We start from the raw sequence: 22,810 nt of genomic DNA, 5'->3' as shown, positions 1-22,810 counted from the left end.
ACCTTTTCAAGGTCTATTCCGAGGCTCGCGCCGGCATCGCAAAACTCCACCTCTCCCTCGACACTCCGGCAGTAGAATTGACTTCGTCGACCACGATGTGGTCGGCGAGTGTCATTTTCCGAATTGTCAGTCCGCTTACCACCACTTGGCAGGCGAGAACTTGCCGGCCGCCTGTTCGATGACATGCGCGGTCTTGAAGAGGGTTTCCTCGTCGAAGGGCTTGCCGATCAACTGGAGACCGAGGGGCAGGCCTTTGTGGTCGAGACCGGCAGGAACGGCTATGCCCGGGAGACCGGCCATGTTGACGGTCACCGTGAAGATGTCGTTCAGGTACATGGCAACAGGATCGGCAGCCAGATTTTCGTCAGCGACGCCGAAGGCCGAGGACGGGGTGGCGGGCGTCAGGATGGCATCGACACCGGCATCGAAGGCAATTTCGAAGTCGCGCTTGATCAGCGTGCGGACCTTCTGGGCCTTGATGTAGTAAGCGTCGTAGTAACCGGCCGACAGAACGTAGGTGCCGATCATGATGCGGCGCTTGACTTCCTTGCCGAAGCCCGCGGCGCGGGTCTTCTCGTACATGTCGGCAATGTCCTTGCCGTCGACGCGCAACCCGTAGCGGACGCCGTCGTAGCGGGCAAGGTTCGAGGAGGCCTCCGCGGGGGCGACAATGTAATAGGCCGGAAGGGCGTATTTCGTGTGCGGCAGCGAGATGTTGACGATCTCAGCGCCAGCATCCTTCAGCCAGGCGATGCCCTGCTGCCAGAGGGTTTCGATCTCCTCCGGCATGCCGTCGACGCGGTATTCGTTCGGGATACCGATCTTCATGCCCTTCAGCGACTTGCCGAGTGCGGCTTCATAATCCGGAACGGGCAGATCGACCGAAGTCGTGTCCTTGGCATCGACTGATGCCATCGACTTCAGGAGAATTGCGGCGTCGCGCACGTCGCGGGCGATCGGGCCCGCCTGGTCGAGCGAGGATGCGAAGGCGACGGTGCCCCAGCGCGAGCAGCGGCCATAGGTCGGCTTGATGCCGACGGTGCCGGTGAAGGCTGCGGGCTGGCGGATCGAGCCGCCGGTATCGGTCGCGGTGGCGCCGGCACAGAGATGGGCCGCAACGGCAGCGGCCGAACCACCGGAAGAGCCACCCGGAACGAGCTGCTGGTTGGAGCCGGACGCGCGCCAGGGGTTGATGACCGCGCCGTAATGCGAGGTCTCGTTCGACGAGCCCATGGCGAATTCGTCCATGTTCAGCTTGCCGAGCATGACGGCGCCATCGTCCCAGAGGTTCTGGGTGACGGTCGATTCGTAGCGCGGCTCGAAGCCGTCGAGGATGTGGCTGCAGGCCTGGGTGTGGACGCCTACGGTGGCGAACAGATCCTTGATGCCGAGCGGAATGCCTTCGAGATCGCCAGCCTTGCCGGCAGCGATACGCTCATCCGACTTCTTGGCCATGACGCGGGCGAGATCGGGGGTGGTCTTGATATAGGCGTTCAGCTGGCCATTGGCCGCGTCGATCGCCGAGATATAGGCTTCGGTCAGTTCGGTCGCGGTGATCTCTCTGGCGCGCAGCTTCTCGCGGGCTTCGGCAATGGTCAGGCTGGTGAGTTCGCTCATGGTCTCTACTCGGATATCTCTGTTGGTAACGGGTGTCGGAAAAAGCGGCAGCGCTTATTCGACGACTTTCGGCACCAGGAAGAAATTGTGGTCGGTGACGGGGGCGTTGGCGACAACGTCGTCGGCCTTGTTGCCGTCGGTCACCTGATCGGTCCGCTTCTTCATCGCCATCGGCGTGACCGAGGTCATGGCCTCGACGCCTTCGACATTGACTTCGGAAAGCTGTTCGACGAAGCCGAGAATGCCATTGAGCTCACCCACCATGCGATTTGCCTCGTCTTCGGAGACAGCAATACGGGCAAGGCGCGCGACGCGCTTAACGGTGGCAAGATCGACGGACATGGCATACTCCGAAAGGGAAATTTCCCACTCGCTATAAAGGCCATGTCCGCCTTGTGCAACGGGCTTTCGTTAGATCGAGACGCTCTCGGAAGGCTTGATTGCCTTCACTTCGGTCTTCGAACCTTCCATGCCGGAGACGAACTTGTCGGCGGTCTGGTCGATGATCGGGAAGGTGCCGTAATGGCAGGGGATCGCGGTCTTGAAGTTGAAGTAGCGCTGGCAGGCGAGAGCCGCCACAGCACCGCCCATGGTGAAGCGGTCACCGACGGGAACGAGGCCGATATCGGGCTGGTGCAGCTCGTTGATCAGCGCCATGTCGGAGAAGATGTCGGTGTCGCCCATGGCGAGGATCGAGGCTTCGTCGTCGAAATGCAGCATCAGGCCGTTGGCATTGCCGAGTGCATGGGCGATGCCGTCTTCGGTGACCTGTGCGGAGGAATGCAGCGCATTGGTGAAGGTCGCCGAGAAGCTGCCGAGCGAGATCGTGCCGCCGGTATTGCCCATCTCGATCTTCGAGACGCCCTTGGCGGCGAGCCAGGAAGCAAGATCGGCATTGGCGAGAACGGTGGCGCCCGTCTCCTTGGCAAGTGCAATGGTGTCGCCGACATGGTCGCCATGGCCGTGGGTGAGGAGAATATGGGTGACGCCCGCCGACACATCCTTGATGTCCTGTCCCTCGAAGGAAGAGTTATAGGTCAGGAAGGGGTCAAGGAGGATGGTTGCCTTGCCGGTTTCGATGCGGAAGGCGGAATGACCGAGCCAGGTGATCTTCATGAAATGGGTCCCTTATTATCAGATGCAAAAGCGGATTTCGCTTGTTATGGACATAGCCGATATGGCCGCAAAGAAAAGCGCCGCAGGCTTCAATTTGTTTTGACGGGATGAAACGCCGATGACAGTGATGACGATCGAGGAGATGGCTGCCGCCCTGCAGCCCGGACAGGCGATCGCGGGCCTCGATCTCGGTACCAAGACGATCGGCCTTGCGATGTCCGATCTCGGCCGCCGCTTCGCCACGCCCCGGCCGGTGCTGAGGCGCGAAAAATTCACACTCGATGCCGAGGCGCTGCTGGCTTTCGCGGAGAAGGAAAAGGTCGCGGGTTTCGTGATCGGACTGCCGATGAATATGGACGGCTCTGCCGGTCCCCGCGTTCAGGCGACGCGCGCCTTCGTGCGCAACATGGAGCAGAAGACCGCCCTGCCCTTCGTCTATTGGGACGAGCGGCTGTCGACGGTGGCGGCCGAACGGGCCTTGCTTGAGATGGATGTGTCGCGCGCAAAGCGGGCCGAGCGGATCGATTCCGCTGCGGCGAGCTTCATTCTTCAGGGCGCTCTGGACAGGCTGTCGGCGCTTTCGAGATCTGCCGATTTCGACGACTGACGCGCTGCCCACCAGGCCGCGATCTTCTTGCGGCGGCGGAAGGCGATGATGGCGATGACGACGAGGCTGTCGACGGCGATGGCGCGGGCAACGAGCGGCGGGATGGTTTCCGGCGGAACGCCGAGGATCTTGCCATAGACCTCAAATGTCAGGTCATGGACCTGGCGGCTCAGCATGAAGATGCCGAAATTGATGTCGTAATAGGAAAGCCAGTACCAGCCGCTCAGGAAAACGATCGGGCCCAACCAGAAGATCAGGAACCACTTCATGCGGCCTCCCCTTGGTGACGCCAGGTGTTTCTAGAACGCCAGGCGGCCGGACTTTCGAGACCGACAACCCAGGTCGATAATGCCATGACGCTCAGGACGACCGCCGGGACGGTGATATCGAGGGCGAGCACCGCGAAAAACATCATCGCGGCGACAAGCAACGCAGCTTTGGCGGCTCTGGTTCCCATCATGGGTCCTGACAGCTAAGAATTTAACTGCCGGTACCCTGTCGCCTTAACGCCGACGGTGCAACGTAAACCAATTGTTAAGGTTAACGGCCGGGCGGGGCCTGTGGATGACCGGACGAGCGATCAGCCGTAGACGCCGCGGACGATGCGCTTGACGGCGAGCGCCGCCTTCTCCCAGTCCTTGGCATTCTTCAGCGGCAGCCCGGCGCATTGGCCGCCGGCGGCGGCCGAGAGCACCAGATGCTGGATGGCGGCGAAGAGAATCGCGTTGACGGCAGCGGTATCGACGCCCTTCGGCGGCGTCAGCGAGCCGCGCATGCGATCCAGCCAGACGGAGAGCGCCTTGGAGCGCGCCTCGGAGAGCCGCCTCACCTGCTCGGTATTTTCCGAGACTTCCCAGGCGACGATGCGGCGCATCAGCGGATCGTCGCGCAGCGCCTCGAGGAAGAGCAGTGACAGCCGCTCCATCAGGTCGCCGTAGGTCAGGAGGAACATGCCACCGGTATCTTCCGGGATACGGTCCTTGACCCAGGTGCCGAGATCGGCGCCGATCGCCTCGACCAGACCGTTGAGGCCGCCGTAATAGCGATAGATCAGCTGTTTGTCGCAACCGGCGCGGCGGGCCACCGCATTGATGCCGAAATTCTGGAAGCCTTCCTCGGCGAGCAGCGCCTTGGCGGCATTCAGGATCGCCTTTTCGGTGGCGCTGCGGTCGCGGATGCGCTTTTCCGGCTCGCCGGGGGCGACAGGCGCCAAAACCATGGTGTCGTTCAGCATATCGAGGCCGATTCCGTTCTTGTCACTACAAGGTGAGTAACAACGGCCTTCCGGCCCGGCAACGTTCAAGCCCTTGAAAGCTTGTGGATAGACGGCGCGTTCCACAGATGTCTCCTTGTGGAGACACCTAGAGATACTGGCCGAACCAGACGGAGCGGTCCGCGGGTGCCACCAGCGGCGGCGCCAGGCGTTCGAAGCCGCGGGAAGCCCAGAAGCGTTGACCACTGACATTCTCGGCATTGGCGCCGAGATAAACGCCCTTCACTCCGGCCTCGCGCGCTGTCGATATCCAGAGATCGAGAAGCTTTGTGCCGAGCCCCTGCCCCTGCAGGCGCGGCAGCAGGTTCATGTGGATATGGGCGGGAAAGGCTGCGACCCGAGGCGCGAAAGCGGCTTCGGGATGGTGGATCGTGTGGATGCGGCGCTGGTCGGCGTTCCATGCCGCGGGATCACCTTGCGGCGCCTCATAGCGGGTGCGCAGGGCCGGCCACCATTCGCGCTCGAGCCTGGCTTCGAAATCCGCCGTATCATGGGGGCCGACGATATAGCCGGCGACGCCTTCCTCATCCTCGACGACGAACGAGGTGTCCGGGCTCAGCACGATGTAAGGCGCCGAGTAGATGTGGCCGATCAGCTGGCCGTCTTTGTAAAGACGGGTGGCATCCTTGCCGGCATCGCCTGTCAGTAGCGAGATGGCGTAGATCTGGTCGAGATCGCCAAGACGGGCCTTGCGGATTTCGCTCATGCGTCAGCTGGCCGGCGGGTAGAGAAGATCGACGATGTAGCTGGCATCGAAACGGGCATCGAGCATGCCGTAGGTGGCGCGCCAGCCGCCGGCGAGACGGGTTTCGATGAAGGCATCGGCGATGCGTCCGGCTCCGAGGCGGTAGAGCTCGGCGGCGCCGGCAGCGAGCGCCAGCTGTTCGATCAGCAGGCGGGCAGCGCCCTCGTCGCGCTCGCAAAGCGCCATGGCGGCGCGCAGCACGTCGATGGTCTTCTTGCCGGCAGGGCCGAGATCGCGGGCGAGACCGGCAAAGACCGTTTCGAACAGATCCTTGCCGCGTGAGAGAACTCGCAGCAGATCGAGCGCCATCACGTTGCCGGAGCCTTCCCAGATCGCATTGACCGGGGCCTCTCTATAATGACGGGCGATCGGGCGTTCCTCGATGTAGCCGCTGCCGCCGATGCACTCCATCGCCTCATAGATCAGCGCCGGCGCGATCTTGCAGCACCAGTATTTGGCAACCGGCGTCATGACGCGGGCGTAGGCCGCCTCTTCGGCATTGTTGCGGGCCTTGTCGAAGGCATCGGCAAGCCGGAACGACAGCGCTGTTGCAGCAGCGACGTCGAGCGCCATGTCGGCAAGCACGCGGGTCATGATCGGCTGATGGACGAGCATCTTGCCGAAGACGCTGCGGCCGCGGGTGTGATGAACGGCTTCGGCGAGCGACGCGCGCATGATGCCCGAAGAAGCAAGCGCGCAATCGAGCCGCGTCAGCGTCACCATGTCGAGGATGGTGCGGATGCCGGCATCTGGACCACCGAGCAGGAAGCCGAAGGTATCGTTGAACTCGACTTCCGAGGAGGCATTCGAACGGTTGCCGATCTTGTCCTTCAGGCGCTGGAACTGCAGGCCGTTGGCGGAACCGTCTTCAAGCAGGCGCGGAACGAGGAAGCAGCCCATTCCCTCCTTCGTCTGCGCCAGCATGATGAAAGCGTCGCTCATCGGCGCCGACATGAACCACTTGTGACCCGAGAGACGATAGATGCCTTCGCTGACCTTTTCGGCGGTGCTCTTGTTGGAGCGGACGTCGGTGCCGCCCTGCTTTTCCGTCATGCCCATGCCGATCGTCACGGCAGTCTTTTGCATGGCCGGCTTGTTCGACGAATCGTATTTGCGCGACAGGATCTTCGGCGCCCAGTCCTTCTGGACGGCGGGCGATGCCGAGAGAGCGGCGACCGAGGCGCTCGTCATCGTCAGCGGGCAAAGATGTCCGGATTCGAGCTGCGCCGTCAGATAGAAACGGGCGGCGCGGATCTTGTGCGACTGGTCCTTGGCATCGGCATCGGCCTGCGGATCCCAGACCGATGAATGCAGGCCGACGGACATCGAGCGGCGCATCAGCGCGTGCCAGGCCGGATGGAACTCGACGACATCGAGGCGCTCGCCGCGCGGGCCGTGGGTGCGCAGCTGCGGCGTACCCTGGTTTGCCATGCGCGCCAGCTCCTGCGCCTCCGGAGAGGTGACGTAGCGACCCATGTTTTCCAGGTCTTCACGCGTGCCGCGCGGCAACCCTGCCGTCAGGTCGACGATCAGCGGATCGGAGCGGTAGGCATTGATACCTGACCAGAGGCTTGGCTGGTTCAGCTCGGCGAGTTTTTCTTCAGCGGGAGTCATGAGTCGCTTCTATTGCATGAGCCAGACAAAGGGAAACCGGAACTTGACGATTTCAACCTCAGCTCTAGCGGATTTGCGGCAAAATTGCATGGGGACATAAGCCTTTGCCCACAGCGCAAGCTTGCGGCGGCGGGCAGCACTCATTATAGACCCCACCGGTATAGCAAGAGGCAGGTCCATGGTCTTTTTTCCCCACCGCCACCTCATCGGCATCAAGGGTCTCACCGAGCAGGATATTACCTATCTCCTCGACAAGGCCGACGAGGCCGTCAAGATCAGCCGTCAGAGAGAAAAGAAGACGTCGACGCTCAGAGGGCTGACACAGATCAACCTCTTCTTCGAAGCATCGACGCGTACGCAGGCATCCTTCGAACTCGCCGGAAAACGGCTCGGCGCCGACGTCATGAACATGTCGGTCGGCAACTCTTCGGTAAAGAAGGGCGAGACGCTGATCGATACGGCGATGACGCTGAATGCGATGCGCCCCGATGTGCTGGTCATCCGCCATTCGAGCGCCGGTGCGGCCGCCCTCCTCGCACAAAAGGTCTCCTGCTCGGTCGTCAATGCCGGCGACGGACAGCATGAACATCCGACGCAGGCGCTGCTCGACGCGCTGACGATCCGCCGCGCCAAAGGCAAGCTCTCGCGCATCATCGTGGCGATCTGCGGTGACGTGCTGCATTCGCGCGTCGCGCGCTCCAACATCCTGCTTTTGAACGCCATGGGCGCCCGGGTCCGCGTCGTCGCTCCTGCGACGCTGTTGCCTGCCGGGATCGCCGACATGGGCGTCGAGGTCTTCCATTCGATGAAGGAAGGGCTGAAGGACGCCGATGTCGTGATGATGCTGCGCCTGCAGCGCGAGCGCATGTCCGGCGCCTTCGTGCCGTCGGTGCGTGAATATTATCACTTCTACGGCCTCGATGCCGAAACGCTGAAGGCGGCGAAGGAAGATGCGCTCGTCATGCATCCGGGACCGATGAACCGCGGCGTCGAAATCGCATCCGAAGTGGCCGATGGCCCGCAGAGCGTGATCGCCGAGCAGGTCGAAATGGGCGTTGCTGTGCGCATGGCGGTGATGGAGACCCTGCTTGTTTCCCAGAACCAGGGACCACGCACTGAAGGAGTGGGCGCATGAGCAACCTCGTCCTCAAGAACGTCCGCATCATCGATCCCTCGCGCAATCTCGATGAAACCGGCACTATCATTGTCAAGGACGGCGTGATCGTCGCATCGGGCAAGGATGCGCAGAACCAGGGCGTGCCTGATGGTGCCGAAGTGCGCGATTGCAACGGCCTCGTCGCGGTCCCCGGCCTCGTCGACGCCCGCGTGCATATCGGCGAACCCGGTGCCGAGCACCGCGAGACCATCGCGTCGGCCAGCCGTGCTGCGGCAGCGGGCGGCGTCACCTCGATCATCATGATGCCGGATACCGATCCCGTGATCGACGACATCGCGCTCGTCGAATTCGTCAAGAAGACCGCCAAGGACAAGGCGCTCGTCAATGTCTATCCGGCAGCGGCGATCACCAAGCATCTGGCCGGCGAGGAAATGACCGAGATCGGCCTGCTGATGGAAGCCGGCGCGGTTGCCTTTACCGATGGCCGTTCGAGCATCCACGACACGCAGGTGCTGCGCCGGGTGATGACCTATGCGCGCGAATTCGGCGCCGTCATTTCCTGCGAGACCCGCGACAAATATCTCGGCGCCACCGGCGTCATGAACGAAGGGCTGTTTGCCAGCTGGCTCGGTCTCGGCGGCATTCCGAAAGAAGCCGAACTTATCCCGCTGGAGCGTGATCTGCGCGTCGCGCAGCTGACGCGCGGCAACTATCACGCGGCAATGATCTCGGTGCCGGAATCGGTCGACGCGATCAAGCTTGCCAAGAGCCGCGGCGCCAAGGTCACCTGCGGCATCTCGATCAACAATCTGGCGCTCAACGAAAACGACATCGGCGAGTACCGCACCTTCTTCAAGCTCTACCCGCCGCTGCGCACCGAAGACGATCGCGTGGCGATGGTCGAGGCGCTGGCCAAGGGCGAGATCGACATCATCGTTTCCTCGCACGATCCGCAGGATGTCGACACGAAGCGCCTGCCCTTCGGCGAAGCGGCCGATGGCGCGGTCGGCCTCGAGACCCTGCTTGCCGCAGCCCTTCGGCTGCATCACAGCGGTCACGTCAGCCTGATGCGGCTGATCGATGCGATGTCGACCCGTCCGGCGCAGATCTTCGGCCTCGATGCCGGAACGCTGAAGCCCGGCGCCAAGGCCGACATCGCGCTGATCGATCTCGAAGAGCCTTGGCTTGTCGCCAAGGGCATGCTTCTGTCGCGCTCGAAGAACACGCCTTTCGAGGACGCCCGTTTCTCGGGCCGGGCGGTTGCGACGTACGTGGGTGGAACGAAGGTACATTCGCTGGACTGAGGAGGCCGCGCATGAATCAGAACGAAACCGAAAGGCATTTCCAGCAGCGCAATCTCGACAAGGACATGGCGGAGGCACACAAGAACGCCTTCCCCGTGCTTTCGAAGAAGCAGGCGTCGCGGCGCTACTCCTCGACTGTCGTGCTCGGCACGGCGTTCGTGGCGCTCTGCACGCTGATCGCCACCCTGCTCGGCGGGGCTGAAATCTGGATGATCGAAAACGGCTAAGGCAAGCGGCATCGGGACAATGCTGCGAAGGAAAAGGTAGAGGGGCATGATTTCGGAACTCACCAACTGGCAGATCGCCTTGCCGATGGCGCTTGTGGCAGCCGTCGTCGGCTACCTGCTCGGCTCGATCCCCTTCGGCCTGATCCTGACGCGGGCCGCCGGTCTCGGTGATGTCCGGAATATCGGCTCCGGCAATATCGGCGCCACCAACGTGCTGCGCACCGGCAACAAGAAGCTTGCGGCCGCAACGCTGCTGCTCGATGCGCTGAAGGCAACGGTTGCCGCCTGGATCATGGCCTATGTGGCGGGCCCGGAAGCCGGCGCGATTGCCGGTCTTTTTGCCTTCCTCGGCCACCTCTTCCCGGTCTGGCTCGGCTTCAAGGGCGGCAAGGGCGTCGCTACCTATATCGGCACGCTGCTCGGCATCGCGCCGCTTTTCGTCCTCGTCTTCGCGGCCATCTGGCTCGCGGTCGCCTTCATCTTCCGTTACTCGTCGCTGGCGGCGCTGACGGCGATGCTTGTCATTCCGGTTGCATTGTGGATATTTGGAGCCGAAAAGGTTGCAGCCGTCATGGCGATCATGTCGGTCATCTCCTATTACAAGCACAAGGCCAACATCTCCCGGCTCCTAAGCGGGACGGAAAGCAAGATCGGGGCGAAGGGATAAGATGAGCGCCGAAAGCGCAAGGCCAAAGGGAATTGCGCTTTCAGACCGGCAACGGATCGCCTGGCTGCGTCTCATCCGCTCCGACAATGTCGGCCCTGCCACCTTCCGCGATCTCATCAATCATTTCGGATCTGCCGAGGCGGCACTGGCCGCCCTCCCCGAGCTCTCGGCCCGCGGCGGCGCAACGCGCGCCATCAAAATTGCAACCGAACACGAAGCCCATCGCGAACTGGAGATCGCCCGCCGCTTCGGCGCCCGGTTCATCGGCATCGGCGAACCCGATTACCCCCAGGCCCTGCGCCAGATCGACGGCGCACCGCCGCTGATTGCCGTCAAGGGCGACGTTTCCGTTCTCCATCGCCCGGCCGTCGGCGTCGTCGGCTCCCGCAATGCCTCGATCAGCGGTGCGAAGTTTGCGGCGATGATCGCCAGGGATTGCGGACGGGCCGGATATGCCGTGGTCTCCGGCCTGGCGCGCGGCATCGATACGGCCGCCCATCGCGCCAGCCTCGATACCGGCACCGTCGCCGCGCTCGCAGGCGGCCTCGATCAACCCTACCCGCCCGAGAACGTGCCGCTGCTGGAGGAAATCTGCGAAGGGCGCGGACTGGCGATCAGCGAAATGCCGTTCGGCTGGGAACCCCGCGCCCGTGATTTCCCGCGCCGCAACCGGCTGATCGCCGGCATGTCGCTCGGCGTTGCCGTCGTCGAGGCGGCCACGCGCTCGGGATCGCTGATCACCGCACGCCTTGCCGCCGAATTCGGACGGCTGGTCTTTGCCGTTCCCGGCTCGCCGCTCGATCCGCGCTGCCAGGGCACCAACGGACTGCTGAAGGATGGGGCGATGATCATCACCTCGCCCGAGGACGTCATCGAGGCGCTGGCGCCGCTCTCGCAGCTCGACCTGTTTTCGGCACCGGTTGCCGAGGAGCCTGCGGGCAACGGCAACGATCTCACGCCTCCTGACGATTCCGATCGTGCGCGGATTGCCGATGCGCTCGGGCCGACGCCTGTCGAGGTCGACGACATCATCCGGCATACCGGCCTTCCGGCACCTTCGGTCTATCTCGTTTTATTGGAGCTGGATATTGCCGCACGGCTGCACCGGCATCCCGGCGGCATGGTCTCCCTTGCGATGGGAGACTGAGTGCACTACATGCGGTTGTGAAGTTCGCCCGCCTCAACATAGGCCATCTCGATCAGATAGCAGAGCATGCTGGCGTCCTCTTTCTCGGCAACCTGACGCAACTCCGCCAGCATCTGCCGGATGAAGGCGATGTTTTCGCGCGAAGCCGATCTGTCGGTTCTCTTGTTGAAACCCTTGGGCGACATGGACAGTCTCTGAATGACGGACGGCTGCTTGGGAGGGGCCTTGACCACACTTCAAAAACGATAACGCAATTATCTTAAATTGCAATACGTTTATAATCCCCCTAAGGTTGTATCGCGTTGCAAAGCGTAAAATTGAAGCAAACCCCTTGACCGAAGCGATTTCCCTGTCCATGTCGGAGAACCGGCAATCTGCAAGCGGCAAGTATTGCGCTCATCCTCCCGCCGGGCGCGGTAGTTTTTAGAGAATCATCATGAATGTAGTCGTGGTAGAATCGCCTGCGAAGGCAAAGACGATCAACAAGTATCTGGGCTCCGGATACAAGGTGCTCGCCTCCTTCGGTCACGTCCGCGACCTGCCTGCAAAGGACGGATCGGTTCTGCCCGATCAGGATTTCGAGATGCTGTGGGAGGTCGATGGGGCCTCGGCCAAGCGCATGAAGGATATTGCCGATGCGGTGAAATCCTCCGACGGCCTGTTTCTGGCGACCGACCCTGATCGCGAAGGCGAAGCGATCTCCTGGCATGTCCTCGACATGCTCAACAAGAAGAAGGTGCTGGGCGGCAAGACCGTCAAGCGCGTAGTCTTCAACGCCATCACCAAGAAGGCCGTGCTCGATGCGATGGCCGAACCGCGCGATATCGACGTGCCGCTGGTCGACGCCTATCTGGCGCGCCGCGCTCTCGACTATCTCGTCGGCTTCAACCTGTCGCCGGTGCTGTGGCGCAAGCTGCCGGGCGCCCGTTCGGCCGGCCGCGTGCAGTCGGTTGCGCTGCGCCTCGTCTGCGACCGTGAATCCGAGATCGAACGCTTCATCTCGGAAGAATACTGGAACATCTCAGCGCTCCTGAAGACGCCGCGCGGCGACGAATTCGAAGCCAGGCTGGTCGCTGCCGACGGCAAGCGCCTGCAGGCCCGCTCGATCGGCAACGGCGAAGAAGCCGGCAGGCTGAAGGCCCTGCTCGACGGCGCCTCCTATGTCGTCGACAGCGTCGAAGCGAAGCCCGTCAAGCGCAACCCGTCACCACCTTTCACAACCTCGACCCTGCAGCAGGCCGCATCCTCGAAGCTCGGCTTCTCGGCATCGCGCACCATGCAGGTGGCGCAGAAGCTCTATGAAGGTGTCGATATCGGCGGCGAGACCGTCGGTCTCATTACCTATATGCGTACCGACGGCGTACAGATGGCGCCCGAGGCGATCGATGCGGCACGCGCCGCGATCCTCGACCAGTTCGGCGGCCGCTACGTTCCCGACAAGGCCCGCTTCTATTCCACCAAGGCGAAGAACGCCCAGGAAGCCCACGAAGCAATCCGCCCGACCGACTTCAACCGCTCGCCGGATCAGGTGCGCAAGTATCTGGATGCCGATCAGATCCGGCTCTACGACCTGATCTGGAAGCGCGGCATCGCCAGCCAGATGGCGTCGGCCGAAATCGAGCGTACGACCGCCGAGATCACCGCCGAGAACAAGGGCCAAACGGCCGGTCTGCGCGCTGTCGGCTCCGTCATCCGTTTCGACGGCTTCATCGCTGCCTATACCGACCAGAAGGAAGACGGCGAACAGAGCGACGACAACGACGACGAAGATGGCCGCCTGCCGGAGATCAATGCCCGCGAAAACCTCGCGAAGCAGAAGATCAACTCGACGCAGCATTTCACCGAGCCGCCGCCACGCTATTCCGAAGCCTCGCTGATCAAGAAGATGGAAGAGCTCGGCATCGGCCGCCCGTCCACCTATGCAGCGACGCTCGCCACCCTTCGCGACCGCGAATATGTGACGATCGACAAGCGCAAACTGATCCCGCATTCCAAGGGCCGGCTGGTGACCGCTTTCCTCGAAAGCTTCTTCACCAAGTATGTCGAATACGACTTCACCGCCGATCTCGAAGAGAAGCTCGACCGGATCTCGGCGGGCGAACTGAACTGGAAGCAGGTTCTGCGCGATTTCTGGCAGGACTTCTTCTCGCAGATCGAAGACACCAAGGAACTGCGCGTTACCAACGTGCTGGACTCGCTGAATGAATCGCTGGCGCCGCTGGTATTCCCGAAGCGCGAGGACGGCAGCGATCCGCGCATCTGCCAGGTTTGCGGCACCGGCAACCTGTCGCTGAAGCTCGGCAAGTACGGCGCCTTTGTCGGCTGCTCGAATTATCCGGAGTGCAACTACACCCGCCAGCTCTCCTCGGAGAACAATGGCGAGGGTGAAGGCACGGCGCTGAACGAGCCGAAGAACCTCGGCACCGATCCGACGACGGGCGAAGAGCTGACGCTGCGCTCCGGCCGTTTCGGACCCTACATCCAGCGTGGCGACGGCAAGGATGCCAAGCGCTCCTCTCTGCCGAAGGGCTGGAAGCCTGAGGATATCGATTACGAGAAGGCCATGGCGCTGATCTCGCTGCCGCGCGATATCGGCAAGCATCCCGAGACCGGCAAGATGATCTCTTCCGGCATCGGCCGCTACGGACCGTTCCTGCTGCATGACGGCAGCTACGCCAACCTCGAGACGGTCGAGGACGTGTTCTCGGTCGGTCTCAACCGCGCTGTCACCGTGATCGCCGAGAAGGCGAGCAAGGGGCCGGGCGGGCGTACACGCGGCACACCGGCGGCACTGAAGGAGCTCGGCGATCACCCCGATGGCGGACCGATTACCGTGCGCGACGGCAAGTATGGTCCCTACGTCAACTGGGGCAAGGTCAACGCGACGCTGCCGAAGGGCAAGGATCCGCAGGCGATCACCGTCGAGGAAGCCCTTGAGCTGATCACGGCCAAGGCTGGCAAGGCACCGGCTGCGAAGGGCAAGGCCAAGGCGAAGACCGCTGCCGCCGAAGGCAAGGCGACCAAGACCGCCGCCAAACCGAAGGCTGCTGCGAAGCCCAAGGCCGCAGCAAAGCCGAAGGCTGCCGCCAAGACGACGAAGGCCAAGGCGCCGGCGAAACCGAAAAAGAGCTGAGTGTGAGCAAGATACCGCGCGAGAAGACTAGGGGCACGGGCAAGCGTCCGGGCAAGATCGGCCGCGCGGGCAACGATGCCGCCGCCGAAGAAGCGAAGATCACGCCCGGCGCAATGCCGTCGCGCGAGGTCATCCTGCGCTTCATCGCCGACCATCCGCAGAAGGCCTCGAAGCGCGAAATCGCCAAGGCATTCGGCCTGAAGGGCGATACGCGCGTCGAGCTCAAGCATCTGCTGCGCGACCTCGAACAAGAGGGCATGCTGCAGAAGACCCGCAAGTCGCTGATCCGGCCAGGTGCCCTGCCCCCGGTCACCGTGCTCGACATCACCACCCGCGACAAGGACGGCGAACTGATCGGCCGCCCGGCCGAATGGCCGGACGACCAGGGCGTGGCGCCCGCCGTCGCGATCCGCCAGACCTCGCCTGCGGGACGCCAGGGCAAGGGCAAGGCGCCCGTTGCCGGCATGGGCGACCGGGTTCTTGCGAAGATCTTCCCGGCTGCCGACCGTGGCGGCCCGGCCTATACGGCGCGCATCATCAAGGTTCTCGACAAGCGCCGCGGCGCCAGCATGGGCGTGTTCCGCACCGCCCCCGGTGGCGCCGGCCGCCTGCTGCCAATCGAACGGCGCGGCGAGGAAATGGTGATTGACCCTGATTATACCGGCGGCGCCAAGGACGGCGACCTGGTCGAGGTCGAAATCGCAAGGCTCGGCCGTTTCGGCCTGCCGCGCGCCAAGGTGCTCTCGGTCGTCGGTTCGGTCGGCTCCGAAAAGGCGATCTCGATGATCGCCATCCATGCCCATGGCATCCCGAATGTCTTCCCGCAGGCTGTCATCGACGAGGCGGAGGCTGCCGAGCCCGCCTCGATGTCGCATCGCGAGGACTGGCGCGACGTGCCGCTGATCACCATCGATCCGGCGGATGCCAAGGACCATGACGACGCCGTCTACGCCGAAGCCGACCCCTCGCCTGACAATGCCGACGGCGTGATCGTCACCGTGGCGATCGCCGACGTCTCCTATTACGTCCGGCCGAAATCGCAGCTGGATCGCGAAGCGCTGAAGCGCGGCAACTCCGTCTATTTCCCGGATCGCGTCGTGCCGATGCTGCCGGAGCGGATCTCCAACGACCTCTGCTCGCTGCGCGAAGGCGTCGACCGGCCGGCGCTGGCCGTGCGCATGGTGTTTTCCAAGGAAGGCCGCAAGATCGGCCATACCTTCCACCGCATCATGATGAAGAGTGCTGCAAAGCTCTCCTACCAGCAGGCGCAGGCGGCGATCGACGGCAAGCCCGACGACAAGACCGGGCCGATGCTGGAGCCGATCCTGAAGCCGCTGTGGAACGCCTATGCCGTGATGACGCGCGGCCGCGACCGGCGCCAGCCGCTTGAGCTCGACATGCCCGAGCGCAAGATCCTGCTGAAGGGCGACGGCACCGTCGATCGCGTCGTCGTGCCGCCCCGCCTCGATGCGCACAAGCTCATCGAAGAAATGATGATCCAGGCGAACGTCTCGGCTGCCGAGACGCTGGAGAAGAAGCGGCAGGTACTGATCTACCGCGTGCACGACGGCCCGACGCTGGCCAAGCAGGAAATCCTGCGCGAGTTCCTGGCGACGCTCGGCATCTCGCTTGCCAAGGGCGGCAACATGCGCGCCAACAATTTCAACGGCATCTTGGCGAAGGCCGACGGCACGCCGCATCAGACGATGGTCAACGAGATGGTGCTGCGCTCGCAGAGCCAGGCGATCTACAGCCCCGAGAATATCGGGCATTTCGGTCTGAACCTGATGAAATACGCGCATTTCACCTCGCCGATCCGCCGCTATGCCGACCTGATCGTGCATCGCGCGCTGGTGGGGTCGCTGGGGCTCGGCGAAGGCGGCATCACGCCCGAGGAAGAAGCCTCTCTCGACGATATCGCCGCCGAAATCTCGACCTTCGAGCGACGCGCCATGGCCGCCGAGCGCGAGACCGTCGACCGCCTGATCGCCCATCACCTTGCCGGCCGCGTCGGCGAGGAATTCGAGGGCCGCGTTTCCGGCGTCACGAAGTCGGGACTATTTGTCGCCCTGCCGGAGTATGGAGCAGACGGCTTCATCCCTATATCTACTCTGGGCCAGGACTATTTCATCTATGACGAGGCGCATCAGGCGCTGTCGGGTGAGAAGACTGGGCTCGGATACCGGCTTGGCGACAGCGTGACGGTGAAGCTTGCGGAAGCCATTCCGCTTGCAGGCGCGCTGCGCTTCGAGATGGTCAGCGAAGGCCGCGCCATGCCGACGGCAGTGCGCTCCTTCCACAAGGCCGGCCGCCGCGACAACCGCATGGCCGCCCGCAAGAAGGTCGGCACGAGACCGCCGAGAGGCCGGCGCTAGAAACGCCAGAGGAAAGAGCGATGACGACGCCTGCACAGGAACAGCCGATCCAATATGGCGGAAGCGACGCTTCCGAACGCCCGCTTGGCCGCTCCATCATGCGCGGCATGCTGAACAAGTGCCCGCATTGCGGCAGCGGCAAGCTGTTCCGCGCCTTTCTGAAGCCGGTCGACAATTGCGCAGCCTGCGGCGAAGCGATGCATCATCACCGCTCCGACGACCTGCCGCCCTATCTGACGATCTTCGTGATCGGCCACGTCGTTCTCGGCGGCTACATGCTGACCGATCTCGTCTGGCCGCTGCCGATGTGGCTCACCTTCGCCATCTGGGCGCCGGTGACGCTGCTTTCCGCCCTCCTGATCATCCAGCCGATCAAGGGCGGCGTCATCGGCCTGCAATGGGCGCTGCGCCTGCATGGTTTCGGCGGCCATAGCGACGATCACGACGTCTACGAGATCCCCGGCCGCGACCAGCCGTAAGCGGCATCGCGGCGACCTTCACCGTCCAGACATAATTCGCTTGTATTGGGCAACGCTCACGAACTGTGCGGGCGGCTTTTGCTGCGCGCATATGTTCTCCGGCGAATAAAATGGTGCGCGTTTTCTTGACCGATCTGACGTTCGACTATTCGATCTATTGCATTCTGCGCCGGACTTCCCGTAAAGCTCTGCCCGTCACCTGGTTTTGGCATCTCTGTGCCCTTCTATGTGGCACGAGACGGGCGATTCGTTTCAGTCATTCAAGGATGGATATATGTCTCAGCCGAGAAACGGCACGCCGGGCGATGTTGAAGAAATCCATTGGCCGTCGCTGGTTGCCGCCGTCTCGTCGATCTCTGCTGTCGGCATAGCGATCGGACTCGGACTGCCGCTGCTCTCCATCATTCTCGAGAAGCGCGGCGTTGCCTCCACTCTTATCGGGCTCAACACGGCGATGGCCGGCGTGGCCGCCATGGCTGCGGCGCCGGTGACCACCAAGCTCGCCCATAAATACGGCGTCGCCTCCACCATGCTCTGGGCGGTGGTGATCTCGGCGCTCAGCGCCATCGGCTTCTACTACGCCCAGGAATTCTGGATGTGGTTCCCGCTGCGCTTTGCCTTCCATGGCGCGACGACGACGCTGTTCATCCTGTCGGAATTCTGGATCAATGCCGCATCGCCGCCGACTAAACGCGGCTTCGTGCTCGGCATCTACGCGACTGTGCTGTCGCTCGGCTTTGCCGCCGGGCCCCTGCTCTTCTCGATCCTCGGCAGCGACGGCGTCTTGCCCTTTGCCGTGGGCGCCGTTGCCATCCTGCTTGCCGCCATCCCGATCTTCGTCGCCCGTAGCGAGAGCCCGGTGCTCGAAGAGAAGCCGGAGCTGCATTTCATGCGCTACGTCTTCCTGGTGCCAAGCGCGACGGCTGCCGTCTTCATCTTCGGCGCGGTCGAGGCCGGTGGCCTGGCGCTTTTCCCGATCTATGCGACGCGCGCCGCCTTTACCGAATCGCAGGCCGCCCTGCTGCTGACCGTGATGGGAATCGGTAACGTCATCTTCCAGATCCCCGTCGGGCTTCTTTCCGATCGCATGAAGGACAAGCGGCCGCTGCTGGCGGCTATGGCCACAATGGGCCTGATAGGCTCGCTGATGCTGCCCCTGCTCGTCCATAGCTGGGCGATGATGGCGGGCGTGCTGCTCTTCTGGGGCGGCTGTGTGGCCGGTCTCTATACGGTTGGTCTCAGCCACCTGGGCTCGCGCCTGACGGGTTCGGACCTAGCGGCTGCCAATGCCGCCTTTGTCTTCTGTTACGCCGTCGGCACCGTTGCCGGTCCACAGGTTATCGGCGCGGCCATCGATGTCGCCGGGAATAACGGTTTTGCCTGGGCAATTGCCGGTTTCTTCGGGATATATGCGGTGCTTTCAAGCATAAGACTGCTTTTCATTAGAAAGCGGGGTTGACTTTTCGGGCGGGATTCGTAGTTTCGCGCCAGAATTTGCCGTGGAGCCCATCCGGCTTGCCACGGCTTTCATTTTATTAAAGGCAGGACGACCATGGCCAAGGCTACCACAATCAAGATCAAGCTGCTGTCGACGGCCGACACCGGTTTCTTCTACGTCACGACGAAGAACAGCCGTACGATGACGGACAAGATGACGAAGACCAAGTACGACCCGATTGCTAAGAAGCATGTCGAGTTCAAGGAAACCAAGATCAAGTAATTCTTGATCCCTGGGTTTTAAAAAGGCGCGCGCCCAACGGCTGCGCGCCTTTTTCGTTTTAAGGTCTCTCATCGCGGGAAATGTTAGCGCAAACAAAAACGCCGCCCTACCGATCTATCGGCAAGGGCGGCGTTTTTACGAAAGGGGGTCGGCCAGCAAGCAACGCGGCACGAGGAACCGCTTAAGGTTGCGAACTAGCCGACCGACCCCACGACCCAGGAGATGCGGCGGACCTGAGCATCATGGGGTATCTCGGCCTCCCGGTTCCGGGAGCGCTTTTCTTATGGCTCGATAATTTGCCCGAAAATGAAAGAAAATCAACAAATTCTTAATGATTAGATTTCTTAGCTTGCTTCTATGGTTAAAAGTCCAATTTTGGGGCAGGCCCGAAAACAACGAATCACGTTTCTTTACTTGATGAAGAAAAACGCGATTGAATATAACCATAAATATACATCAGTACAATTATGGCGATCTTCCGTTACGTCAGGCGAACGCGTTACATCTCGCCGAATAGTAATACCACGATAACTCTATAAATTGCGGCAGCTATGCTTTACACGCGATACTTAGATTGATTCTATTCGTGAAAATGAGCACAAATTACCCTCAAATTGGACGATCAGGCGTCCTCTCCATTTTTGGGGTATTTGGTTGAAAAACGCCCGGCGCTTTGGCGGCGGCATTATTAAAATTTGTTAATCTTTCGCCGCCACCAGTGGAAACTGAGGATAACCTACGCGGCAAAGGCGCTCCGGCGTCAGGCCGCTGCAGCAACGACTCGGTTGCGGCCAGTATTCTTCGCTTCATAAAGCGCGAGATCGGCCTGCTTCATCAGCTGATCGGGCGTCAGTACGCTCGACAGACGAGAGGCGATACCGAAGGACGCGGTGACTTTCAACTCTTCGCCGGTTGACTTCAGCGTGAAGCCGCTGGTCTCGACCGATGCACGCAGGCGCTCGGCAACGGCGGCAGCCACCTCGGGCGAGGTATCGGGCATGATGATGACAAATTCCTCGCCGCCGTAGCGGCAGGCGAGATCGGCGCCGCGCACCGTGGAGCGGATGCGGTTGGCGAATTCCTTGAGCACCTCGTCGCCGGCATCGTGACCGTAGGTGTCGTTGACCTGCTTGAAGCGGTCGATATCGGTGATCAGCACCGAGAGCGGCTTGCCGCGCGCCATCGAGCGGTTGAACAGCACGTTCAGGTGATTGTCGAGATAGCGGCGATTGTTGAGGCCGGTCAGCGCATCGGTGACGGCGAGCTCAATCGTCTGCTTGACGCTGGCGCGCAGGCGGTCGTTAAAGCGCTTGCGGCGGATCTGCGTCAGGCTGCGGGCGACCAGCTCGTTCGGATCCAGCGGGCGGACGATATAATCGTTGACCCCGAGATCGAGCGCCCGGATGACCATCTCGTCATCGCCCTGATCGGTGACGATCAGGATCGGCAGGAAGCGCGTGCGCTCCAGCGAACGGAACTGCGAGCAGAGGCGCAGCGGATCGTAGTCGTCGAAGTTGGTATTGACGATGACGAGTTCGAAGGCGTTTTCCGCAGCTTCGAAAAGGGCCGCCTGCGGATCCGAGATTGCCGTGATGTCGGCGATCGGCTTCAGCGTCCTGATGATGCGTTCCTGGGAATTGGCGCGGCCATCGACGAGCAGGACCTGGCCTGCATCTTCGGCACGCCCCTCACCCGTCCGCAAGAGATCGTCGATACCCATCGTCTGCGCCGTCTCGGCGCGGATGCGCAGTTCATCGCTCAGCGTCTTCAGGCGCAGCAGGCTCTTCACCCGCGAGATCAGCTGCAGGTCGTTGACCGGCTTGGTCAGGAAGTCGTCGGCACCCGCCTTCAGGCCGCGCACGCGGTCGGCCGGCTGATCGAGCGCGGTGACCATGACGACAGGAATATGCGAGGTCTTCTGGTTGGCCTTCAGCCGCTCGCAGACCTCGAAACCGTTGAGGCCCGGCATCATCACGTCGAGAAGAATGATATCGACCTGGTTGCGCTCGCAGATCGCCAGCGCCTCATAGCCGTCGGCAGCCGTCAGGACATCGAAATACTCCGCGACCAGCCGCGCTTCGAGCAGCTTCACGTTTGCCGGAATATCGTCAACAACCAGAATGCGCGCAGTCATAGGCTTCTTTCCGATGCGCTAGGCATCGCCGAGATAGGTCTTGATCGTTTCGATGAATTTCGGGACGGAGATCGGTTTTGAGACATAGGCCTCGCAACCGCCCTGGCGGATACGCTCCTCATCGCCCTTCATCGCAAAGGCGGTGACGGCGATGACGGGAATGACGTGCAGCTCGTCGTCTTCCTTCAGCCACTTGGTCACCTCAAGCCCGGAAACTTCCGGCAGCTGGATGTCCATCAGGATCAGGTCCGGACGATGTTTGCGAGCAAGATCAAGCGCTTCCATGCCATTTCGGGTCTGGATCGTCGAGTATCCGGATGCCTCGATCAGGTCGCGAAAGAGCTTCATGTTGAGCTCGTTATCTTCTACAATCATCACCTGTTTGGGCATGGCAAGCTCGTTCCTATGTTCCGTCCCTGCAAATGTCCGCCTGACGTGAAGCGACATGCGAACGCGCGGCTCGACGAAACCGATAGCGGCAAGCTACCGGTATTTGGTTGAAAAAAAGGTAACTTACCCAGCGAAATGCAAAGCAACTTCAAGACTTCGAAACAACTCGCCAGAGATCCGCATGAAACGGCGATTGCCGTACTTGGCTGGCTCGCCAACGAACCCGACATGTTCTCGCGATTCCTGGCGCTGACAGGCGTCGAGCCGGTGCAGGTGCGCAACGCCATCAACGATCCGGGCTTCCTCTCCGGCATGCTCGATTTCGTCATGCAGCACGAGCCGACAGCCATGGCATTCTGCCAGGCCACCGAGACACCGCCGGAAGCGCTGACGGCTGCCTGGCAGCACTTCTCGTCGCCAGGCCTCGATTCCGGGCAGTATTGAAACCGATGCTGATCGACGGTCTCGACACATCCCATGTACGCCTCGGCGACAGGCCGCTGATCGTCTGCGATGTCGACGACGTCGTGTTGCAATTCATCGTGCCGTTCGAGCGCTTTCTGGTCAGCGAGGGCTACCGACTGGTGCCGCGCTCCTTCAAGCTGCATGGGAATATCGAGACGGCGGATGGCGCGCCAGCCGATGACGTGACAGTCAGCCGCTTGATCGAGACCTTTTTCGAGCGGCAGGAAGACTGGCAGGCGCCGCTGGCGCTTGCGGGGGAGAGCCTTGCCGTGCTGTCTGCGACAGCCGATATCGTTCTGCTCACTGCCATGCCGCCCGTCTATCGCGACCAGCGCCGCCGGCTGCTCGACCGGTTCGAACTCGACTATCCGCTGCTCGCCTCGCTGCAGCCGAAGGGGCCGATCGTCAAGGCCCTGCATGGCGCCCGCGACCTGCCCGTCGTCTTCATCGACGACATGGTGCGCAACCTGCATTCCGTGCACGAGCATGTCGATCGCTGCCTGCTGCTGCATCTGATGCCGGTATCGGAGATTCATCGCTTCGCGCCCTCCGCCATGGATGGCATTGCCAAGGTTGCGGGATGGGAAGAAGCCGCCGCCCATATCGGCGAACATCTGTCGCTGCCGCCAGCCCCTGCCCGCGGCTGACTGTCTACCCCCATCGATGAAACGGCCTCAAAA

24 protein-coding genes are annotated in these 22,810 nt (G+C 62.1%); 13 read left to right on the top strand and 11 right to left on the bottom strand.

Annotated elements, in window-relative coordinates; genetic code table 11:
* Positions 1-135: 135 nt before the first annotated feature.
* From gatA to ACQZ5H_RS03585, 3 genes are all read right to left on the bottom strand, one after another.
* Positions 136-1,617: an Asp-tRNA(Asn)/Glu-tRNA(Gln) amidotransferase subunit GatA gene (gatA, locus tag ACQZ5H_RS03595; RefSeq protein WP_130282551.1), complete on the bottom strand. Its 1,482-nt coding sequence runs from the start codon at positions 1,615-1,617 to the stop codon at positions 136-138.
* A 54-nt stretch (positions 1,618-1,671) separates the two neighbouring features.
* Entirely contained in the window at positions 1,672-1,959 is a 288-nt protein-coding gene (gene gatC / locus ACQZ5H_RS03590; protein ID WP_112389713.1) for an Asp-tRNA(Asn)/Glu-tRNA(Gln) amidotransferase subunit GatC, read from the bottom strand.
* A gap of 69 nt (positions 1,960-2,028) precedes the next feature.
* The gene (locus tag ACQZ5H_RS03585) at positions 2,029-2,733 is read right to left on the bottom strand and encodes a metal-dependent hydrolase (RefSeq protein WP_199628719.1); all 705 of its coding nucleotides are present in this window, start codon (positions 2,731-2,733) and stop codon (positions 2,029-2,031) included.
* A 118-nt stretch (positions 2,734-2,851) separates the two neighbouring features.
* Here ACQZ5H_RS03585 and ruvX point away from each other — a divergent pair, with 118 nt between their 5' ends.
* Positions 2,852-3,340 carry a Holliday junction resolvase RuvX gene (ruvX, locus tag ACQZ5H_RS03580; protein ID WP_112720440.1) on the top strand — a complete coding sequence of 163 codons (489 nt, stop codon included), beginning with the start codon at positions 2,852-2,854 and terminating at the stop codon, positions 3,338-3,340.
* Here the strand turns inward: ruvX and ACQZ5H_RS03575 are convergent.
* The 5 genes from ACQZ5H_RS03575 to ACQZ5H_RS03555 all read right to left on the bottom strand — a co-directional run bounded on the left by ACQZ5H_RS03575 (position 3,283) and on the right by ACQZ5H_RS03555 (position 6,972).
* A complete protein-coding gene (locus ACQZ5H_RS03575; protein WP_112720441.1) occupies positions 3,283-3,609 on the bottom strand; it encodes a DUF6105 family protein in 327 nt (108 codons plus the stop codon). The two genes, ruvX and ACQZ5H_RS03575, sit on opposite strands and share 58 nt — an antisense overlap.
* Positions 3,606-3,797, bottom strand: coding sequence for a hypothetical protein (locus ACQZ5H_RS03570; RefSeq protein ID WP_449096751.1), 192 nt, complete (start codon positions 3,795-3,797; stop codon positions 3,606-3,608). The genes ACQZ5H_RS03575 and ACQZ5H_RS03570 overlap by 4 nt, the downstream gene beginning before the upstream one ends.
* A 123-nt stretch (positions 3,798-3,920) precedes the next feature.
* Complete coding sequence (locus ACQZ5H_RS03565; RefSeq protein ID WP_199628721.1) at positions 3,921-4,574, bottom strand: TetR/AcrR family transcriptional regulator; 654 nt, start codon at positions 4,572-4,574, stop codon at positions 3,921-3,923.
* A gap of 127 nt (positions 4,575-4,701) precedes the next feature.
* On the bottom strand, positions 4,702-5,319 hold the full coding sequence (locus ACQZ5H_RS03560) for a GNAT family N-acetyltransferase (RefSeq protein ID WP_449096750.1): 618 nt from the start codon (positions 5,317-5,319) through the stop codon (positions 4,702-4,704).
* 3 nt (positions 5,320-5,322) lie between these two features.
* Positions 5,323-6,972 carry an acyl-CoA dehydrogenase family protein gene (locus tag ACQZ5H_RS03555; RefSeq protein ID WP_112720444.1) on the bottom strand — a complete coding sequence of 550 codons (1,650 nt, stop codon included), beginning with the start codon at positions 6,970-6,972 and terminating at the stop codon, positions 5,323-5,325.
* Positions 6,973-7,150: 178 nt separating this feature from the next.
* Here ACQZ5H_RS03555 and ACQZ5H_RS03550 point away from each other — a divergent pair, with 178 nt between their 5' ends.
* Genes ACQZ5H_RS03550 through dprA form a run of 5 tightly spaced genes read left to right on the top strand, consistent with a single transcriptional unit; the run spans position 7,151 to position 11,434 of the window.
* Positions 7,151-8,107, top strand: coding sequence for an aspartate carbamoyltransferase catalytic subunit (locus tag ACQZ5H_RS03550; RefSeq protein WP_199628724.1), 957 nt, complete (start codon positions 7,151-7,153; stop codon positions 8,105-8,107).
* Positions 8,104-9,393 carry a dihydroorotase gene (locus tag ACQZ5H_RS03545; RefSeq protein WP_449096749.1) on the top strand — a complete coding sequence of 430 codons (1,290 nt, stop codon included), beginning with the start codon at positions 8,104-8,106 and terminating at the stop codon, positions 9,391-9,393. The genes ACQZ5H_RS03550 and ACQZ5H_RS03545 overlap by 4 nt, the downstream gene beginning before the upstream one ends.
* Before the next feature lie 11 nt (positions 9,394-9,404).
* The gene (locus tag ACQZ5H_RS03540; protein ID WP_449096748.1) at positions 9,405-9,620 is read left to right on the top strand and encodes a hypothetical protein; all 216 of its coding nucleotides are present in this window, start codon (positions 9,405-9,407) and stop codon (positions 9,618-9,620) included.
* Between the two features lie 46 nt (positions 9,621-9,666).
* The gene (gene plsY, locus ACQZ5H_RS03535; RefSeq protein WP_112720448.1) at positions 9,667-10,287 is read left to right on the top strand and encodes a glycerol-3-phosphate 1-O-acyltransferase PlsY; all 621 of its coding nucleotides are present in this window, start codon (positions 9,667-9,669) and stop codon (positions 10,285-10,287) included.
* Between the two features lies 1 nt (position 10,288).
* Complete coding sequence (gene dprA / locus ACQZ5H_RS03530) at positions 10,289-11,434, top strand: DNA-processing protein DprA (protein WP_449096747.1); 1,146 nt, start codon at positions 10,289-10,291, stop codon at positions 11,432-11,434.
* Positions 11,435-11,439: 5 nt separating this feature from the next.
* On the opposite strand, the gene ACQZ5H_RS03525 is transcribed toward dprA, so the two are convergent.
* Positions 11,440-11,619 carry a hypothetical protein gene (locus ACQZ5H_RS03525; protein WP_112720450.1) on the bottom strand — a complete coding sequence of 60 codons (180 nt, stop codon included), beginning with the start codon at positions 11,617-11,619 and terminating at the stop codon, positions 11,440-11,442.
* 251 nt (positions 11,620-11,870) lie between these two features.
* Between ACQZ5H_RS03525 and topA the strand changes: the two genes are divergently transcribed.
* The 5 genes from topA to rpmG all read left to right on the top strand — a co-directional run bounded on the left by topA (position 11,871) and on the right by rpmG (position 19,141).
* Positions 11,871-14,567 (top strand): type I DNA topoisomerase, encoded by a 2,697-nt coding sequence (gene topA, locus ACQZ5H_RS03520; protein WP_449096746.1) that lies wholly within the window; start codon positions 11,871-11,873, stop codon positions 14,565-14,567.
* A 2-nt stretch (positions 14,568-14,569) separates the two neighbouring features.
* On the top strand, positions 14,570-16,942 hold the full coding sequence (rnr, locus tag ACQZ5H_RS03515) for a ribonuclease R (RefSeq protein ID WP_449096745.1): 2,373 nt from the start codon (positions 14,570-14,572) through the stop codon (positions 16,940-16,942).
* A 20-nt stretch (positions 16,943-16,962) separates the two neighbouring features.
* Positions 16,963-17,421, top strand: coding sequence for a DUF983 domain-containing protein (locus tag ACQZ5H_RS03510; RefSeq protein WP_112720453.1), 459 nt, complete (start codon positions 16,963-16,965; stop codon positions 17,419-17,421).
* A 274-nt stretch (positions 17,422-17,695) separates the two neighbouring features.
* The gene (locus ACQZ5H_RS03505; RefSeq protein WP_449096744.1) at positions 17,696-18,880 is read left to right on the top strand and encodes an MFS transporter; all 1,185 of its coding nucleotides are present in this window, start codon (positions 17,696-17,698) and stop codon (positions 18,878-18,880) included.
* Positions 18,881-18,973: 93 nt separating this feature from the next.
* Entirely contained in the window at positions 18,974-19,141 is a 168-nt protein-coding gene (gene rpmG / locus ACQZ5H_RS03500) for a 50S ribosomal protein L33 (RefSeq protein WP_003587245.1), read from the top strand.
* Positions 19,142-19,901: 760 nt separating this feature from the next.
* Here rpmG and ACQZ5H_RS03495 read toward each other — a convergent pair.
* Positions 19,902-21,275: a PleD family two-component system response regulator gene (locus tag ACQZ5H_RS03495; protein ID WP_130282576.1), complete on the bottom strand. Its 1,374-nt coding sequence runs from the start codon at positions 21,273-21,275 to the stop codon at positions 19,902-19,904.
* A gap of 18 nt (positions 21,276-21,293) precedes the next feature.
* Positions 21,294-21,665 carry a response regulator gene (locus ACQZ5H_RS03490; RefSeq protein WP_413709289.1) on the bottom strand — a complete coding sequence of 124 codons (372 nt, stop codon included), beginning with the start codon at positions 21,663-21,665 and terminating at the stop codon, positions 21,294-21,296.
* 135 nt (positions 21,666-21,800) lie between these two features.
* On the opposite strand from ACQZ5H_RS03490, the gene ACQZ5H_RS03485 reads away from it, so the two are divergent.
* Positions 21,801-22,109: a DUF3572 domain-containing protein gene (locus ACQZ5H_RS03485; protein ID WP_112720455.1), complete on the top strand. Its 309-nt coding sequence runs from the start codon at positions 21,801-21,803 to the stop codon at positions 22,107-22,109.
* Positions 22,110-22,114: 5 nt separating this feature from the next.
* Positions 22,115-22,777 carry a hypothetical protein gene (locus ACQZ5H_RS03480; protein WP_449096743.1) on the top strand — a complete coding sequence of 221 codons (663 nt, stop codon included), beginning with the start codon at positions 22,115-22,117 and terminating at the stop codon, positions 22,775-22,777.
* Positions 22,778-22,810 lie beyond the last annotated feature (33 nt).

The sequence above is a fragment of the Rhizobium sp. 21-4511-3d genome, assembly GCF_053522545.1.
The sequence above is the reverse complement of the archived record's forward strand: the minus strand, read 5'-3'. Positions and strand labels throughout refer to the sequence as shown.

Coding starts and splice junctions, on each gene's coding strand:
- ACQZ5H_RS03490 (WP_413709289.1), bottom strand. CDS start 21,665: ATGCCCAAACAGGTGATGATTGTAGAAGATAACGAGCTCAACATGAAG.
- ACQZ5H_RS03565 (WP_199628721.1), bottom strand. CDS start 4,574: ATGCTGAACGACACCATGGTTTTGGCGCCTGTCGCCCCCGGCGAGCCG.
- ACQZ5H_RS03575 (WP_112720441.1), bottom strand. CDS start 3,609: ATGAAGTGGTTCCTGATCTTCTGGTTGGGCCCGATCGTTTTCCTGAGC.
- ACQZ5H_RS03505 (WP_449096744.1), top strand. CDS start 17,696: ATGTCTCAGCCGAGAAACGGCACGCCGGGCGATGTTGAAGAAATCCAT.
- dprA (WP_449096747.1), top strand. CDS start 10,289: ATGAGCGCCGAAAGCGCAAGGCCAAAGGGAATTGCGCTTTCAGACCGG.
- ACQZ5H_RS03555 (WP_112720444.1), bottom strand. CDS start 6,972: ATGACTCCCGCTGAAGAAAAACTCGCCGAGCTGAACCAGCCAAGCCTC.
- ACQZ5H_RS03585 (WP_199628719.1), bottom strand. CDS start 2,733: ATGAAGATCACCTGGCTCGGTCATTCCGCCTTCCGCATCGAAACCGGC.
- ruvX (WP_112720440.1), top strand. CDS start 2,852: ATGACAGTGATGACGATCGAGGAGATGGCTGCCGCCCTGCAGCCCGGA.
- ACQZ5H_RS03495 (WP_130282576.1), bottom strand. CDS start 21,275: ATGACTGCGCGCATTCTGGTTGTTGACGATATTCCGGCAAACGTGAAG.
- ACQZ5H_RS03560 (WP_449096750.1), bottom strand. CDS start 5,319: ATGAGCGAAATCCGCAAGGCCCGTCTTGGCGATCTCGACCAGATCTAC.
- ACQZ5H_RS03480 (WP_449096743.1), top strand. CDS start 22,115: ATGCTGATCGACGGTCTCGACACATCCCATGTACGCCTCGGCGACAGG.
- gatA (WP_130282551.1), bottom strand. CDS start 1,617: ATGAGCGAACTCACCAGCCTGACCATTGCCGAAGCCCGCGAGAAGCTG.
- ACQZ5H_RS03545 (WP_449096749.1), top strand. CDS start 8,104: ATGAGCAACCTCGTCCTCAAGAACGTCCGCATCATCGATCCCTCGCGC.
- ACQZ5H_RS03550 (WP_199628724.1), top strand. CDS start 7,151: ATGGTCTTTTTTCCCCACCGCCACCTCATCGGCATCAAGGGTCTCACC.
- plsY (WP_112720448.1), top strand. CDS start 9,667: ATGATTTCGGAACTCACCAACTGGCAGATCGCCTTGCCGATGGCGCTT.
- gatC (WP_112389713.1), bottom strand. CDS start 1,959: ATGTCCGTCGATCTTGCCACCGTTAAGCGCGTCGCGCGCCTTGCCCGT.
- rpmG (WP_003587245.1), top strand. CDS start 18,974: ATGGCCAAGGCTACCACAATCAAGATCAAGCTGCTGTCGACGGCCGAC.
- ACQZ5H_RS03540 (WP_449096748.1), top strand. CDS start 9,405: ATGAATCAGAACGAAACCGAAAGGCATTTCCAGCAGCGCAATCTCGAC.
- topA (WP_449096746.1), top strand. CDS start 11,871: ATGAATGTAGTCGTGGTAGAATCGCCTGCGAAGGCAAAGACGATCAAC.
- ACQZ5H_RS03485 (WP_112720455.1), top strand. CDS start 21,801: ATGCAAAGCAACTTCAAGACTTCGAAACAACTCGCCAGAGATCCGCAT.
- ACQZ5H_RS03525 (WP_112720450.1), bottom strand. CDS start 11,619: ATGTCGCCCAAGGGTTTCAACAAGAGAACCGACAGATCGGCTTCGCGC.
- ACQZ5H_RS03570 (WP_449096751.1), bottom strand. CDS start 3,797: ATGGGAACCAGAGCCGCCAAAGCTGCGTTGCTTGTCGCCGCGATGATG.
- ACQZ5H_RS03510 (WP_112720453.1), top strand. CDS start 16,963: ATGACGACGCCTGCACAGGAACAGCCGATCCAATATGGCGGAAGCGAC.